The sequence below is a fragment of the Streptomyces soli genome, assembly GCF_003999195.1.
GTDB lineage: Bacteria > Actinomycetota > Actinomycetes > Streptomycetales > Streptomycetaceae > Actinacidiphila > Actinacidiphila soli.
The window spans coordinates 74,090-89,471 of record NZ_RJVR01000327.1; the positions used below are offsets into that span (position 1 = coordinate 74,090).

The window sequence follows — 15,382 nt, forward strand, 5'->3', positions numbered from 1 at the left end:
CGACAACGCCCCTCAAACCTTCCCCATGCGAGCCGCACAACCGCTAAGCTGGCTCCGGAACAGTTGTCGGGCACATTCCGCTGGCATGGCGCGGCATCCACGGAGTCGGTCTCCGGCCTCGCGAAAATGACCGACGAGATTTAGCCATCCGCAGGAGCCCGGGAAGACCTGGTGTGTGCTGCGCATTTCACCGTAAATACGGAGAAAATAGCGGCACAGGGCGGCGGAATAGCGCCTTGCGCGTAATCCTGATGACTGCTAGCGGAAACACTGAGCGAACACGCGTCGTATAAACTCCGCACATAAGGCAGAGACTCCGCGACCCGCCGAAAGTGCCCCGCAGGCATCCGGCCACGGGTGGGGATCCGCATGCCCACACCTTTCCCTGCCTGGGCCCGGGTCGCAGCTGACAGTGCCGTCCGCACCCGCCGAGCACCGCCGTGTCTCCCGATGAGAGGCCGCCCACCATGCCGCTGCAGGTACCCCCAGCACCCGCCCCAGCTCTTCGGAGCGTCCTGGCCGCACTGAGCTCACCCACCGCTGTCCGTGAGGCCCGCACCCCGGCTCTGCGCTCCGCCACGGGACCGCTCGTACCCGAGCACCCGCTTCCCATGCACGTTCTGGAACCCGCGAGTCCGGTGGCTGCCGTGACCGCGCCTGCGTACCGACTTCCTCGCGCCCGGCTGACCGGCTGGCGCTTCCACATCCGCGCCGGCGAGCAGGTCGCCGCTGGTGAGACCGTGCATACTCCGGACGGCTGGGCCTTCTCGCACTTCTGCGAGGGACCCTATCTGCTGTCCACGGAACGGGCGTTGCGGCAGGCGGAGCCCTTGGCGGCCACTTACCAGCCGCATCTGCTGTCCGTGCCGGGGCTGTACATGATGACCCTGTGGCTGCACAGCGATGTCACGGCCGAAGCAGCGACCGCGCAGCCCGCGGCGGGCGACCTGCTGATCCCGCTGGCCCCCGCGCCACCCGGGATCGCCGCGCACCGCATTCACCGGCTGTCGGACCTGGTCCCGGTGCTCACCTTGCGGCTGGCTCCGGCCCCTCTGCTGGGAACGAGTGCCTGACGGAACAGAGGGCGGCAAAGCAACACCCCCGTGACCGTACGGTCACGGGGGTGTTGCTTTGTGCGAGCAACCGCCCGCGCGGGTGAATGCGTCCCCAACTAACAAGAAAAGCTCACACGAAATGCCTGCGGAATCACGTCAGTAGGGCAACACTGGACCCGACCGCACGAAACGGGGGCACGGTCATGAGGAAGGTACCTACCCCATCCGGCCGCACATCACACCAACCGCACCGAAAGACACCGTCCATGTGCCAGCACAAGCCGCATTGCCCGTCCGCCGCCAGCCCCGATCGGGAGGCCGCCCAGGTGGTCGCCCACCACCCGGAGCAGGGCTGGAGCCTGCTGTGCAACGGCGTCCTCCTCTTCGAGGACACCGGCGAACTCCTGCCCGACGGGCAGATCATCGCACCGCACCGGCCTCTCGGCGTCGAGCTCATCGTGACGGCTGCCTGACAGCGGCTGGCTACGCCTCGTACTCATCCAGCGGCGGGCACGAGCAGACCAGATTCCGGTCGCCGTAGGCGCCGTCGATACGGCGCACCGGCGGCCAGTACTTGTCCGCCGCCGACACTCCGGCCGGGAACACGGCTTCCTCACGGGAGTACGCGTGCTCCCAGTCACCGCCGAGCGCGGCGGCGGTGTGCGGAGCGTTGCGCAGCGGGTTGTCGTCTGCCGGCCAGCCGCCGGAGCCGACCTTCTCGATCTCCGCGCGAATCGCGATCATGGCCTCGCAGAAGCGGTCCAGCTCCGCCAGATCCTCGCTCTCCGTCGGCTCGATCATCAGCGTCCCGGCCACCGGGAACGACATCGTCGGCGCGTGGAAGCCGTAGTCGATCAGGCGCTTGGCGACGTCGTCGACCGTCACGCCCGTCTCCTTGGTCAGCTGCCGCAGGTCGATGATGCACTCGTGCGCCACCAGCCCGCCGGGGCCGGTGTAGAGCACCGGGTAGTGCGGTTCCAGCCGCTTGGCGACGTAGTTGGCGCCCAGCACCGCGACCTGCGTGGCGGCCTTGAGCCCTTCGGCGCCCATAAGACGTACGTACGCCCACGAGATCGGCAGGATGCCCGCCGAGCCCCAGGGCGCCGCCGAGACCGGGCCGACACCGGTCGCCGGACCGGCCTCGGGCTGCAGCGGGTGGTTCGGGAGGTACGGCGCCAGGTGGGCGCGGACAGCGACCGGACCGACGCCGGGGCCGCCGCCGCCGTGCGGGATGCAGAAGGTCTTGTGCAGGTTCAGGTGTGACACATCGCCGCCGAAGTGGCCCGGCTTGGCAAGCCCCACAAGGGCGTTGAGGTTCGCGCCGTCCACGTACACCTGGCCGCCCGCGTCGTGCACGGCCGCGCAGATGTCGCCGATGTGCTCCTCGAACACGCCGTGCGTGGAGGGGTAGGTGACCATCAGGACGGCCAGTTCGGCGTCGTACTGCTCGATCTTGGCGTGCAGGTCGGCGATGTCGACCTCGCCGTCGTCGCTGGTCTTCACGACCACGACTTTCATACCGGCCATCACGGCGCTGGCGGCGTTGGTGCCGTGCGCGGAGGACGGGATCAGGCAGACCGTACGCTGCGTGTCGCCGTTGGCCCGGTGGTAGGCGCGGACCGCCAGCAGACCCGCCAGTTCGCCTTGCGAACCGGCGTTGGGCTGGAGGCTGACCTTGTCGTAGCCGGTGACCTCGGCCAGCTGGTCCTCCAACTCCCGGATGAGCGTGAGGTATCCGGCGGCCTGCTCGGCCGGGGCGAAGGGGTGCAGCGCGCCGAACTCGGGCCAGGTGACCGGCTCCATCTCGGTGGTCGCGTTGAGCTTCATCGTGCAAGAGCCGAGCGGGATCATGCCCCGGTCCAGCGCGTAGTCCCGGTCGGCGAGGCGGCGCAGGTAGCGCAGCATCGAGGTCTCGGAGCGGTACTGGTGGAAGACGGGGTGGGTGAGGAAGTCGTCGGTGCGCACCAGGGCGGCCGGAGTCGCGTCCTCGGTCGCCGCGTCCAGCGCGTCGACCTCGCCGCTGACGCCGAACGCGCCCCAGACGGCAGCGAGCTGCTCGCGGCCCGTGGTCTCGTCACAGGCGATGCCGACCAGATTCGCGTCCACCTGGCGCAGGTTGACCCCCGCGTCGCGGGCGGCGGCCACGACCTCGGCGGCGCGGCCCGGCACGCGGGCGGTGACCGTGTCGAAGAAGGCGTCCGTGGTGACCTCGACGCCGCCGTCCCGCAGCCCCTGGGCGAGGATCGCGGCGTAGCGGTGGGTGCGGCGGGCGATGCCGCGCAGGCCGTCGGGGCCGTGGTAGACCGCGTACATCCCGGCCATGACGGCGAGCAGCACCTGCGCGGTGCAGATGTTGCTGGTGGCCTTCTCACGGCGGATGTGCTGCTCGCGGGTCTGCAGGGCCAGCCGGTACGCCTTGTTGCCGTCGGCGTCGACCGAGACACCGACCAGGCGGCCGGGCAGGCTGCGGGCGAACTGCGCGCGTACGGCCATGTACCCGGCGTGCGGGCCACCGAAGCCCATGGGGACGCCGAAGCGCTGGGTGGTGCCGACGGCGATGTCGGCGCCCAGCTCGCCGGGCGAGGTGAGCAGGGTCAGCGCCAGCAGGTCGGCGGAGACGGTGACGATCGCGCCGAGGTCGTGCGCCTGCTCGATGACCGGCTTGAGGTCGCGTACGGCGCCGGAGGCACCCGGGTACTGCAGCAGGACGCCGAAGACACCGCGTTCGGCGACCTCGGCGGGGATGCCGGCGGACAGGTCGGCGACGACCACCTCGACGCCGGTGGGCTCGGCGCGGGTCTGGATGACGGCGGTGGTCTGCGGGAAGGTGTCGGCGTCGACCAGGAAGACGCCGTCCTTGACCTTGCCGACCCGGCGCGACAGGGCCATCGCCTCGGCGGCTGCGGTGCCCTCGTCGAGCAGTGACGCACCGGAGGTGGGAAGCCCGGTGAGGTCGGCGACCACGGTCTGGAAGTTGAGCAGCGCCTCCAGGCGGCCCTGCGAGATCTCCGGCTGGTAGGGCGTGTAGGCCGTGTACCAGGCCGGGTTTTCCATGACGTTGCGCAGGATCACCGGTGGCGTGAAGGTGCCGTAGTAACCGAGGCCGATCATCGGGTGCAGCACCTGGTTGCGGTCGGCCAGCGAGCGCAGTTCGGCGAGGACGTCGGCCTCGGTGCGGGCGGCCGGAAGGTTCAGGGCCCGGGCGCTCTTGATGGCGGCCGGCACGGCGACGGCGGTCAGCTCGTCGAGCGAGCCGTAGCCGATCTGCGCCAGCATCTTGGCCTGGGCGGCCCGGTCGGGGCCGATGTGGCGGCCGGCGAAGGGAATGCCGCGCTCCAGCTCGGAGAGTGGGATGCGGTTGGCGGTCATCTGCGGAGGCCTCCTGGTCTGACGCACTGGCCTGACTCGATTGGGGCCTCCCCCTCTGTCATCTGAACCTGAGAGCTTCACCGTCCCGCGCGAGCGGAACGGCTTTCACCGTCGGTGAGGCAGCGCCCCGAGGACGTCAGTGTCCTGAGACTCTCCCTGCTTTCCAGAGTGACCTGACCCATGCGGTACGGATGCCTGAGAGATTCCGGGGAGGAGTTGCTCCTTCGGCGCCCGGCTCGCCTGCACTGCCGGGACTCTCCCGCACGGGGTCTGCGGCCGCTGCCAGCGTACCAGCGCGACTCCCTGCGCTGACATGTGACAGAAGGTGGCTTTCATGACTAAATAGGATCAATTACGAGCAGTTGGAGGAACCGTGCAGACCGGTATCGATCCGCGCAGTCTGATCGGCCGCAGGGCCTTCGACATCAACGGAGTGAAGATCGGCACCGTCGACGAGGTCTACCTCGACGACGCGACCGGCCGGCCCGAATGGGCCGCCGTCAGGACCGGCCTCTTCAGCCGTGACGCCTTCGTCCCCCTGGAGCCCAGCGATTTCATCGAGGACCACCTTCGCGTCCCCTTCGACAAGGCCCTCATCAAGGACGCCCCCGACTTCGGCGTCGGCCGCCACCTCTCCCCCGAGCAGGAACTCCAGCTCTACCACCACTACGGCCTCGAGGTCCCGCTCCCCGACGCCACAGCCGCCGGCCCGGCCGACCGGGACTTCGGCACCCTGGCCGGCGAAAGCTGAGGGCCGAGTTCACTCCGACCGCCGCACCAACGGCAGCGGCTCCGACGGCTCCAGGTCAGGCGCCTCCACCGGAAAGGTCCGCACCCGCCCCGCCACCAGCGACCACGGCTCCTCGAACCGTACGGTGACCCGGCCGACGCCGCTGCCCTGCACCCAACCTGCCCCGTAGACGGCATGCCGTACGTCCTGACCGGGCAACCAGCGCCGTGTCGGCACCGGCTCGTCCGCCGGGGTTGCCTCCGCGGGGTTGTCGGTCGCCTCCTCGGCGGCCACGGCCTCCGCCGCCTGCGCGAACAGGTCCTCCTGGGTGAAGTCCGCGAGCCCCGAGACGCCCACCCCGAGCAGCCGGACCCCGCCGGTCGTGTCCACCGCCTCGATCAAGCGCCCGGCCGTCTCCCGGACGACCGCTGGGTCGTCGGTGGGCGCCCGCAGCGTCTCGGAGCGGGTGAGCGTACTGAAGTCGAAGCGCCGCACCTTGATCACCACGGTCCGCCCCGACCGCCCCGCGCCCCGCAGCCGCTTCACGCACCGGTCGGCCAGCCGGTCCAGCTCGGTCCTGACCCGTATCCGGTCCGTCAGGTCGACGTCGAAGGTGTCCTCGACCGAGATCGACTTGTGCTCCCGCTCCGCGACCACCGGCCGGTCGTCCAGTCCCGCCGCCATGGCGTACAGCGACGCGCCGTGCGCCTTGCCCAGCAGCCGTACGAGCTCCGCCTCCCCCGCGTGCCGCACCTCCGCGATTGTGCCGAGCCCGGCCCGGCGCAGGTGCTCGGCGGTGGCCGGGCCGACCCCCGGAAGCGTGCGCGCCGGCATGGGGTCGAGCAGGGCGCGCTCGGTGCCGGGGTCGACCACGACCAGGCCGTCCGGCTTGGCCTCCTCCGAGGCAATCTTGGCGAGCAGCTTGGACGCCGCCAGTCCCACCGACGCCGTAAGGCCCGTGGCCGCCCTGATGTCCGCCCGCAGCTTCTCCCCCACCGCCCGGGGCCGGTCGCCGATCCGCCCCCCACCTTCGGCGGTGGGGGTGCTCCCACCGGCGAAGCCAGGGGGAGCACCCCCACCCGCCTCCAGGTCGACGAAGGCCTCGTCGAGGCTCAGCGGCTCCACCAGCGGTGACAGCTCCCCCAGCAACCCCATCACCACGTCGCTGACCTGACGGTAGAGCTCGAAGCGCGGGATCAGATACGCCGCGTTCGGACACAGCCGCCGGGCATGCGCCATGGCCATGGCCGAGTGCACCCCGTGCACCCGGGCCTCGTACGACGCCGTCGCGACCACCCCGCGCGGTCCTAGGCCGCCGACGACGACCGGCTTCCCCCGCAGACTCGGCTTCGACGCCTGCTCGACGGCAGCAAAAAACGCGTCCATGTCGAGGTGCAGGATCGTCGGCGCGCTTCTCACAGTACCGATGCTGCCTCACGCCACTGACACTCGCCGTACGTCTGTACGACGGCTGTACGGGCGGGCCTACCCGGCGCGGTTGCGGCGCCGCGCCAGCTCGTCCGCCGGGTTGTGCCCCGCCAGGGTCTCGCCGGTGTCGACCCGCTCGCCGTGCAGCTGCGCGAGCACGCTCTCCACCTCGCGCCAGACCACGCCGACGGCGATCCCGAAGATGCCCTGCCCACCCTGGAGCAGCGAGACCACCTCGTCGGGTGACGAGCACTCGTAGACCGTGGCGCCGTCGCTCATCAGCGTCATCCGGGCCAGTTCGCCGGGCCCGGATGAACGCAGGTGCTGGACGGCGGCGCGGATGTTCTGCAGGGACACGCCCGTGTCGAGCAGCCGCTTGACGATCTTGAGGACGACCACGTCCCGGAAGCTGTAGAGCCGCTGCGTGCCCGATCCGTAGGCGGGCCGGATGCTCGGCTCGACCAGTCCGGTGCGGGCCCAGTAGTCCAACTGGCGGTACGTGATGCCGGTGGCCGCGCAGGCCGTGGGACCGCGGTAGCCGATGGTCTCGGAGGCGGTCTCGGGCCCGGGTCCGGATACAGGCGCAGGGCCGGGTGCCGACGTCTCACCGCCGCCCCCGTCGGCTGTCATCGCGGAGTGCCGGGCCAGGGCCCCACGCAGCGGATACGGACCGCCTGCGGCCATTCCGTCGCCGGTGCTGATCACGCCGACCTCCGTCCCTTCTCATCCCTCCGGGCGCGTGCACGTGCCGTTGGGACTTACCTTCTCGACGGTAGGCAGTCACTCCGGGTGCGTCAACGATCGCCACGCTCGGCACGCCGAGTGATATCAACCCCAAGAGTGGTTTCGCGTGTCCATCAGAGGGGTAACGCTAGCCGAATGGCCGCGGGCCGGGCCGCGTAATGATCACTGACTGCTGGTGCCGAAGTCCTCGGGCGAGATCTGGTCAAGGAACTCGCGGAACTTCTCCACCTCGTCCTCCTGCTCGTCCGGGATGGCGATGCCCGCGTCGTCCAGCACGCCCTCGCTCCCGTAGATCGGGGTCCCGGTGCGCAGCGCCAGCGCTATGGCGTCGGAGGGGCGGGCGCTGACCTCGACCCCGCTGGCGAACACCAGCTCGGCGTAGAAGACGCCCTCGCGAAGATCCGTGATCCTGACCTCGGCGAGCGTCTGGCCGACGGCCTCCAGCACATCCTTGAACAGATCGTGGGTCAACGGCCGCGCCGGAGTCATCCCCTGCTGCGCGAAGGCGATGGCTGTGGCCTCCCCGGGCCCGATCCAGATCGGCAGGTAGCGGTCGCCCCCCACCTCGCGGAGGAGCACGATTGGCTGATTGGAGGGCATTTCCACCCGGACACCCACGACATCGAGCTCGTTCACACAGCAACCCTAGGACGTGCCTGGCCGGTTTGGGTAGTCGGGGAGTCAGCCGCCGCCCTCTCCGGGGCCGCCGGCGATCAGAAGAGCCGCACTCGCAGCGCCGACTGGAGCAGCGCCGCGTGCAGCCGCACCGACAACGCCGCCAGCTCCCGGGCGGTGCCTTCCGCATGCGTCCTGGTCTGCGGATTGCGGTGTCTGCGCAGCGGAGCGACCACCTGTTCGACCAGACCGGCCTCCCGGTCCGCGGCGGCCTTCACGGCCCGCAGATGGCGCGGCTCGAGGCCGAAGCGGCCCAGCTCGGCGATCAGTTTGGCGATGTTCACCGATTCGGCGTCAAAATCGCCCTCCGGGCCCGGCTCGACCAGCCCGTACGACACCCACTGCGCCAACTCGTCCTCGTCCGCGCCGGTGGCCGCGATCAGCTCCTCGCGGCCGATCCGCAGCCCCGCCGCCTCCGGCTCCGCCGGACGGTCCAGCAGGTCGCGTTGCTCGGCCTGCGCGGGCAGCGGCTGCGAGCCCCGCCCTGCGATGGCCGGGGGCGGCTCGCCCCGGTCGAGGGCGTCGAGATGCTCCCGGATCACTTTGAGCGGCAGATAGTGGTCGCGCTGCATCCGCAGGACATGGCCGAGCCGCTCGACATCGCGCACCGCGAACTTCCGGTACCCCGACGGGGTGCGCTGCGGCTCCACCAGGCCCTCCGCCTCCAGAAAACGGATCTTGGAGATGGTGACCTCGGGGAACTCGTCGCGCAGCTGACTGAGCACCGCCCCGATGCTCAGAAGTCTGCCGTCCGTGGAGGCAGTGCCGTTTCCGGCACCGCCCGACGGTGTACGAAGCATGGACCTTCCCTCGCGGGTCGGATGCGGTCAGATACCCCGCTGGCTCGCGTAGAAGACCAGTCGGTACTTACCGATCTGCACCTCGTCGCCATTGGCCAGCGGCACCGCGTCGATCCGCTCCCGGTTGACATAGGTGCCGTTGAGACTGCCCACGTCGGAGACGGTGAAGCCGCCGTCGGGGCCGCGCCGGAACTCCACATGCCGCCGTGAGACCGTCACGTCGTCCAGGAAAATGTCGCTCTCCGGGTGACGGCCCGCCGTGGTCAGCTCGCCGTCCAGCAGGAAGCGGCTGCCCGAGTTCGGACCGCGCCGGACGATCAGCAGCGCCGAGCCCGGCGGCAGCGCGTCCACGGCGGCCTGGGCCTCCGGGGACAGCGACGGGATCACGGTCTGGCCGGTGGCCTCGGCCTCGTACGCCTCAAGACCGGAGATGGAGATGGTCGAGGTGGTCTCGGACGCCCGCTCGTGCGGCACCCCGCCGCGCAGCGGCGCGCCACAGTTGGAGCAGAAGCGACTCGCCTCCGCATTGCGGTGCCCGCACCTCGTACAGACCGGCAAGGACCCTCCACCCGCATTAGAGGTTGATGGTGCCTCGAAACCTATGCGTCCGGACGCGGCAGGGTCAACAGAAGCCACGCCATGACCACCCGAAATGTCGCCACCGGACCCAGGGGACCCGGCGTGGTCATTCCGGAACAGCGGGCGCTCCTCGCCCGTGCCCTCATCCTGCGCGTGTCGCGGAGCGCGGTGCCGCGCGGTGGCACTGTCACGCTCCTGCCGCGCACTCTTTCCGAACAACTTCCCGAACAACTTCACGGGCGATTCCCCTTGAATGACATAGACCCGCCCGTGGGGCAGGACGAACCCTCAGTCACGACCAACACACAGTTTCCATCACGCACCACCCGGCGCATGCGGCGACCCCCCGCTTTCTCTTGCCCTCGCCCGAGAACCCCCACTCGTCGCGTTCTCACTACGATGACGACTGAGCGTAGTCAAGCGTCTTCGACGGCCGCAAGGCATCCACAACGATCTTCTTCGATTGCGTCACGTCCGCTGTGGCCTGCTCCTTCTCCAAAGTCTGCACCACTCCGCCGGGGATGTTGAGCGCCGGCTCCAGATCCTGTGGATTGCCGATGACTTTGAACCGGTACGGCTGCGTGACCTTCTTGCCGTCGATCTCCACGCTGCTGCCGTTCTGGGTGAAGTACGTGGCCGCGACGACCCGCGCATCGTTGATCTGGATGGCCTCCGCACCCGCCGCCCGCAGCTCCTGGAGGGTGTCGAGCAGCGTGTCCGACTGAACGGCCCCCTTTGGGTCGCTGATCGTCAGGGTGATCCCGGGCCCCTGGGCGGCGACCGTGCCGGCCAGCACACCGAGCTGCTGCGCCTTCTGCTCGGTCTGCTTACGGGCCTCTTCAGCCTGGTTCGAGCTGTTCTCGAGCTCGGTCCGCTGGCTTTGCAGGCGCTGCTTCTCGTCCTGGAGGCGCTGCGTACGGTTGTCCAGCTCGTCGAGGATCCGGACCAGGTCCTCCTGGCGCGCCCCGCGCAGCGCGCTGTTGTCGCTGGTGGAACGGACCTGGATGGCCAGGCCGAGGCCCAGGACGAACAGCAGCAGCGCGACGATCAGCTGCGCCCGCGTCACCCTCGGCGGCCACAGGCCGGCCTTCAGCCGCTCCCGGCCGGCGGCGGCAGGCTGCGTCAGCGCGGTCTCTTCCGGCTCCTCGGGCGGTGTGGCCTTCGGCGTCTCGTCGTTGTGGTCGTCACTCATCGTGCTGTCACGCCCGGAAGACATGGCGGCGGATGGCTGCCGCGTTGGAGAAGATCCTGATGCCGAGAACGACCACCACGCCCGTGGAGAGCTGGGAGCCGACCCCGAGCTTGTCGCCCAGGAAGACGATCAGGGCCGCGACCACGACATTCGAGAGAAACGACACGACGAAGACCTTGTCGTCGAAAATCCCGTCGAGCATGGCCCGCAGGCCGCCGAACACCGCGTCGAGCGCGGCGACCACGGCGATCGGCAGGTACGGCTCGACCACCGTCGGAACCACGGGGCGGACCACGAGGCCCACCACGACTCCTACGACGAGGCCCAGTACGGCGATCAATTCGTGCCCTTCCCTGTTTCTGCTGCGCTCTTCCCGGCGCTCGGTGCCGGACTCGCTGAACGGATGATCAGACTCGGTGCCGCCGGCAGCTTGAGCTCGCTCTCGGTCGAGATGCTCGCGCGGATCCCGTAGTTCTGCTCCAGGACGTGCAAGTACTGGCCGTCCGCGCTGTCCTGAAAGGCGGTACTCAGCCGCTTCCCGTCCCCGATCGCCAGCACCGTGTACGGCGGTGCCAGCGGCTTGTTGTCGACCAGTATGGCGTCACCGGCAGCCCGGATCGCCGACAGCGCGGTGAGCCGCTGGCCGTTGATGGAGATCGCCTCGGCCCCGGACGCCCACAGGCCGTTCACCACCCGCTGCATGTCGCGGTCACGTACCCGGCCGGTGTCGGAGAAGTCGCTGCTGGTGCGCGGGTTGCTGCCGCCGCCCGACGAGGCCTCTGTCGCGTCGTCCACGACCAGCTTGACGCCGGAGCCGGTCACCGCGGTTGCGCCGGCCAGCAGGGAGATCCGCTCGACATCCGTAACGCCCTGGTCCTTCAGCGCCTGGCGCTGTTTCGCGCTCACCTCGTCGCGGAGCTTGTTCACACTCTTCTGCAGCGCGTCCGCCGTGCGGGTCTCCGACTCGATACGGTCGATCAGCTGCTGCCGGTCCTTGGCCAGCGTCGGCGCGCTCACCTGCGCCTGCGCCGCGCCCAGGGTGACCACGACGGCGGCCAGCACCAGCCCCACGGCCAGGCTCAGCTTGCCCCGTACCGTACGCGGCATGCGGGAGGTGCCGGTCTCACCGCGGCGAGCCGCCGCCTCCGCATAACCGTCGTCGAGGCTGTGCTCCATGACATTGGTCAGCAACGACATCGAGGCATCAGGACGCCGCAGCGCGGCCTCGCGGGTCGCGCTGCTCCGATCGGGGTACTGCTGCGGCATGCCGCACATCGTCCCACGTCGGCGGCACGACACTCGAACGGCCCCCTCCCGGCGCGCCGTTAGGCTCAACGGGAGGAGGCCGTACGGGTATCAGCGGCCGGCGCTGTCCACGATCGCCGACCACTCGTCGAGCAGGGCCTGCGCCGAGGCGTCATCGGGGCCCTCGGCCCACAGATGCGTCACCGCCTCCGCCGGGTCCGGCAGCACCATCACCCAGCGGCCGTCGGCCTCCACGACCCGAACGCCGTCGGTGATGTCGACGGACCGGTCGCCCGCCTCCTCGACCACGCGTCGCATGACCAGACCCTTGACCGCCCACGGCGTCGCCAGGTCCCGCTTGAGGACATGCGCCTTCGGGATCCGCGCGTCGATCTGGCTCAGCGTGAGCTGCGTACGCGCCACCAGACCGATCAGCCGTACGAAGGCCGCCGAGCCGTCGAAGACGCTGCTGAACTCGGGGATGATGAAGCCGCCCTTGCCGTCACCGCCGAAGATCGTCGACTCCGACCTGCCCACCCGGGTCAGGTCGTCCGGGGAGGTCGTCGTCCACTCCACCTGCGTACCGTGATACGCCGCCACCTGCTCGGCGATACGCGTCGTGGTCACCGGCAGCGCCACCCGCCCACTGCGGCGCTCGGCGGCCACCAGGTCGAGCAGCACCAGCAGCGCCCGGTCGTCCTCGATGATCCGGCCCCGCTCGTCCACCAGCGAAAGACGCTCACCCACCGGGTCGAACCGCACCCCGAAGGCCGCCCTGGACGACGACACGATCTCGCCGAGCCGCACCAGCCCGGCCCGGCGGCTGTCGGCGGTCTCCGTCGGCCGCGACTCGTCCAGACCCGGGTTGATCGTCAGGGCGTCCACCCCGAGCCGTCCGAGCAGGCTCGGCAGAACCAGGCCCGCACTGCCGTTCGCCGCGTCCACCACGACCTTCAGGCCCGAATCGGCGATGCCGGTGGTGTCCAGCGCGCGCAGCAGCGCGCCGGTGTACGAGTCGAAGACGCTCGACGGGAAGTGCAGGTCACCGATCTCGCCGGGGAAGGCACGCCGGTACTCCTGGCGGGCGTATACCCGGTCCAGCTTGCGCTGGCCGCCTGCCGACAGGTCGGCGCCCCGCTCATCGAAGAACATGATGTCGACGGAGTCCGGTGTCCCGGGCGTCGTACGGATCATGATGCCGCCGGCGCTGCCGCGCGCGGTCTGCTGCCGTGCCACAGGCATCGGCACGTTCTCCAGGTCGCGCACATCGATGGCGCTGGTCTGCAGCGCCGAGATGACCGCCCGCTTGAGCGCCCGGGCACCACGGGAGTGGTCACGGGCGGTGGTGACGGTCGAGCCCTTCTTCAGCGTCGTCGCGTACGCGCCGGCGAGGCGCACGGCGAGCTCAGGCGTGATCTCGACGTTGATGATGCCGGACACGCCTCTGGCACCGAAGAGGTGCGCCTGCCCCCGGGACTCCCAGATGACGGACGTGTTGACGAAGGCGCCCGCCTCGATGGTCTTGAAGGGGTACACCCGGACGTTGCCGGCGATGATCGACTCCTCGCCGATCAGGCATTCGTCGCCGATGACCGCCCCGTCGTCGATCCGGGCCGCCCGCATTACATCGGTGTTCTTGCCGATCACGCAGCCACGCAGGTTGGTCTGCGCGCCGATGAAGACGTTGTCGTGCACGACGGCCTTGTGGAGGAATGCGCCGGTTTTGACGACAACATTTGAGCCGATGACCGTGTGCTCGCGGATTTCTGCGCCGGCCTCGACCTTGGCGTAGTCCCCGATATAGAGCGGGCCACGCAGAACGGCGTCGGGATGCACCTCGGCGCCCTCGGCGACCCAGACTCCGGGCGAGATCTCGAAACCGTCGATATCGACGTTGACCTTGCCCTCCAGGACGTCAGCCTGGGCCTTGAGATAGCTCTCGTGGGTGCCGACGTCCTCCCAGTAGCCCTCGGCGATGAAGCCGTAGATGGGCTTCCCTTCCTTCATCAGCTGCGGGAAGACGTCGCCGGACCAGTCCACCGACACGTCCGGGTCCACGTAGTCGAAGACCTCGGGCTCCATGACGTAAATACCGGTGTTCACGGTGTCCGAGAAGACCTGGCCCCAGGTCGGCTTCTCCAGGAAGCGCTCGACCTTGCCCTCCTCGTCCACGATGGTGATGCCGAACTCCAGGGGATTGGGCACCCGGGTCAGGCAGACGGTGACGAGACCGCCCTTTTCCTTGTGGAAATTGATCAGCTCCGTGAGATCGAAATCGGTGAGGGCATCACCGGAGATCACCAGGAACGAGTCATCCTTGAGCGCTTCCTCGGCGTTCTTGACACTCCCGGCTGTCCCGAGTGGCTTCTCCTCGTTCGCGTAGGTGAGATCCATGCCTAGCTCCTCGCCGTCGCCAAAATAGTTCTTGACGAGGGAGGCGAGAAACTGCACAGTCACCACGGTCTCGGTGAGACCATGCCGCTTGAGCAGCGTGAGCACGTGCTGCATGATCGGCTGGTTCACCACGGGCAGCAGCGGCTTGGGCATGCTTGAGGTCATCGGGCGAAGGCGAGTGCCCTCGCCGCCGGCCATCACGACGGCCTTCATGTCGGAAGCGTCCTCCTTGAAGAGACGGCTGTCTTGCCGACGTCACCCGTCCGTGTCCACAGTCGTGCGGACACACTGGTCCGCTACGGGCGCCCCGTCGGCCGGTCCCAGGCCTGCCGGAGCGCGCACGGCGCACAGGCTCAATCGGCCATTGTGTCCGCCCTGACAAGTCGGCGGACCTGGACCACGTACAGGATCCCTGCCCACCAGTAGAGCGTTGTACCCCATCCTGCGAATGCCCATCCGAAAATAGCAGCGAGCGTACTCAGCCACCCGCTACCGTCGCTCAGAAGGAGCAAGGGGAACGCGTACATCAGGTTGAAGGTCGCGGCCTTGCCCATGAAGTTGACCTGCGGCGGACCGTAGCCGTGCCGGCGCAGGACCAGGATCATCACCCCGAGAAGCGCCTCGCGCGCCAGCAAGAGTCCGGTGACCCACCAGGGAAGAATGCCGCGCCAGGTCAGCCCCACGAGCGTGGACAGGATGTAAAGCCGGTCGGCCGCGGGGTCCAGAATGCGACCGAGATTGCTGATCTGGTTCCAGCGGCGCGCGAGCTTGCCGTCCAGGTAGTCGGTCACGCCGCTCAGCATCAGGATGAGCAACGCCCACCCGTCGGACTTCGGTCCGCCGAACTCGGGCCACAGGATCAGCCACAGGAACACCGGCACGCCGACAAGACGCGCCATGCTCAGGATGTTGGGGATCGTCAGGATCCGATCCGTTTGCACCCTTGTCTCCTGGACCTCCACCGGGGCCCCTCCTGTGTGTACGTACGCTGCTTCGATTCCCCCTGGACCCTACCCCAGGCAGCAAAAAGGCCTTGCCCCGGATCCAGGATCCGGGACAAGGCCCTATAAAGAATTGTTCGGCGGCGTCCTACTCTCCCACAGGGTCCCCCCTGCAGTACCATCGGCGCTGAAAGGCTTAGCTTCCGGGTTCGGAATGTAACCGGGCGTTT

General features: G+C 69.1%; 14 protein-coding genes, 1 rRNA gene and 2 riboswitches. Of the genes, 3 read left to right on the plus strand and 12 right to left on the minus strand.

Translation table 11 applies throughout. From position 1 onward, the window contains the following. Positions 1–467: 467 nt before the first annotated feature. Both EFK10_RS38780 and EFK10_RS38785 read left to right on the plus strand, forming a co-directional pair. Positions 468–1,073, plus strand: a complete 606-nt coding sequence (locus EFK10_RS38780) for a hypothetical protein (RefSeq protein ID WP_127360339.1) — start codon at positions 468–470, stop codon at positions 1,071–1,073. 248 nt (positions 1,074–1,321) lie between these two features. Continuing rightward, positions 1,322–1,528 (plus strand): DUF5999 family protein, encoded by a 207-nt coding sequence (locus tag EFK10_RS38785; RefSeq protein ID WP_127360340.1) that lies wholly within the window; start codon positions 1,322–1,324, stop codon positions 1,526–1,528. 10 nt (positions 1,529–1,538) lie between these two features. Here EFK10_RS38785 and gcvP read toward each other — a convergent pair whose 3' ends face one another. After that, entirely contained in the window at positions 1,539–4,424 is a 2,886-nt protein-coding gene (gene gcvP / locus EFK10_RS38790) for an aminomethyl-transferring glycine dehydrogenase (RefSeq protein WP_127360341.1), read from the minus strand. 48 nt (positions 4,425–4,472) lie between these two features. Beyond that, positions 4,473–4,596: riboswitch (glycine riboswitch) on the minus strand. A gap of 1 nt (position 4,597) precedes the next feature. Beyond that, positions 4,598–4,696, minus strand: a riboswitch (glycine riboswitch). Positions 4,697–4,797: 101 nt separating this feature from the next. On the opposite strand from gcvP, the gene EFK10_RS38795 reads away from it, so the two are divergent. Continuing rightward, positions 4,798–5,175 carry a PRC-barrel domain-containing protein gene (locus EFK10_RS38795; RefSeq protein WP_127360342.1) on the plus strand — a complete coding sequence of 126 codons (378 nt, stop codon included), beginning with the start codon at positions 4,798–4,800 and terminating at the stop codon, positions 5,173–5,175. A gap of 9 nt (positions 5,176–5,184) precedes the next feature. Here the strand turns inward: EFK10_RS38795 and EFK10_RS38800 are convergent, their stop codons facing one another. The 11 genes from EFK10_RS38800 to rrf form a co-directional block, all read right to left on the minus strand. Continuing rightward, on the minus strand, positions 5,185–6,573 hold the full coding sequence (locus EFK10_RS38800) for a DNA polymerase IV (RefSeq protein ID WP_127360343.1): 1,389 nt from the start codon (positions 6,571–6,573) through the stop codon (positions 5,185–5,187). Positions 6,574–6,639: 66 nt separating this feature from the next. Beyond that, on the minus strand, positions 6,640–7,212 hold the full coding sequence (locus EFK10_RS38805; RefSeq protein ID WP_240677742.1) for a MerR family transcriptional regulator: 573 nt from the start codon (positions 7,210–7,212) through the stop codon (positions 6,640–6,642). A 276-nt stretch (positions 7,213–7,488) separates the two neighbouring features. Continuing rightward, entirely contained in the window at positions 7,489–7,962 is a 474-nt protein-coding gene (locus EFK10_RS38810) for a bifunctional nuclease family protein (RefSeq protein WP_127360345.1), read from the minus strand. Between the two features lie 77 nt (positions 7,963–8,039). Continuing rightward, positions 8,040–8,801 (minus strand): transcriptional regulator FtsR, encoded by a 762-nt coding sequence (gene ftsR, locus EFK10_RS38815; protein WP_127360346.1) that lies wholly within the window; start codon positions 8,799–8,801, stop codon positions 8,040–8,042. A gap of 27 nt (positions 8,802–8,828) precedes the next feature. Beyond that, positions 8,829–9,359 carry an FHA domain-containing protein gene (locus EFK10_RS52925; protein WP_322973457.1) on the minus strand — a complete coding sequence of 177 codons (531 nt, stop codon included), beginning with the start codon at positions 9,357–9,359 and terminating at the stop codon, positions 8,829–8,831. Between the two features lie 415 nt (positions 9,360–9,774). Next, positions 9,775–10,572, minus strand: a complete 798-nt coding sequence (locus EFK10_RS38825) for a DUF881 domain-containing protein (RefSeq protein ID WP_127360348.1) — start codon at positions 10,570–10,572, stop codon at positions 9,775–9,777. A 7-nt stretch (positions 10,573–10,579) separates the two neighbouring features. Further along, positions 10,580–10,912 (minus strand): small basic family protein, encoded by a 333-nt coding sequence (locus tag EFK10_RS38830; RefSeq protein WP_127360349.1) that lies wholly within the window; start codon positions 10,910–10,912, stop codon positions 10,580–10,582. Next, entirely contained in the window at positions 10,909–11,847 is a 939-nt protein-coding gene (locus EFK10_RS38835) for a DUF881 domain-containing protein (RefSeq protein ID WP_206305758.1), read from the minus strand. Before EFK10_RS38835 ends, EFK10_RS38830 begins: the two co-directional genes overlap by 4 nt. Positions 11,848–11,928: 81 nt before the next feature. Beyond that, positions 11,929–14,424 (minus strand): mannose-1-phosphate guanyltransferase, encoded by a 2,496-nt coding sequence (locus EFK10_RS38840; protein WP_127360351.1) that lies wholly within the window; start codon positions 14,422–14,424, stop codon positions 11,929–11,931. Positions 14,425–14,564: 140 nt separating this feature from the next. Next, on the minus strand, positions 14,565–15,173 hold the full coding sequence (locus EFK10_RS38845) for a CDP-alcohol phosphatidyltransferase family protein (RefSeq protein WP_127360352.1): 609 nt from the start codon (positions 15,171–15,173) through the stop codon (positions 14,565–14,567). A 114-nt stretch (positions 15,174–15,287) separates the two neighbouring features. After that, a 5S ribosomal RNA gene (gene rrf, locus EFK10_RS38850) occupies positions 15,288–15,382 on the minus strand; the annotation flags it as partial.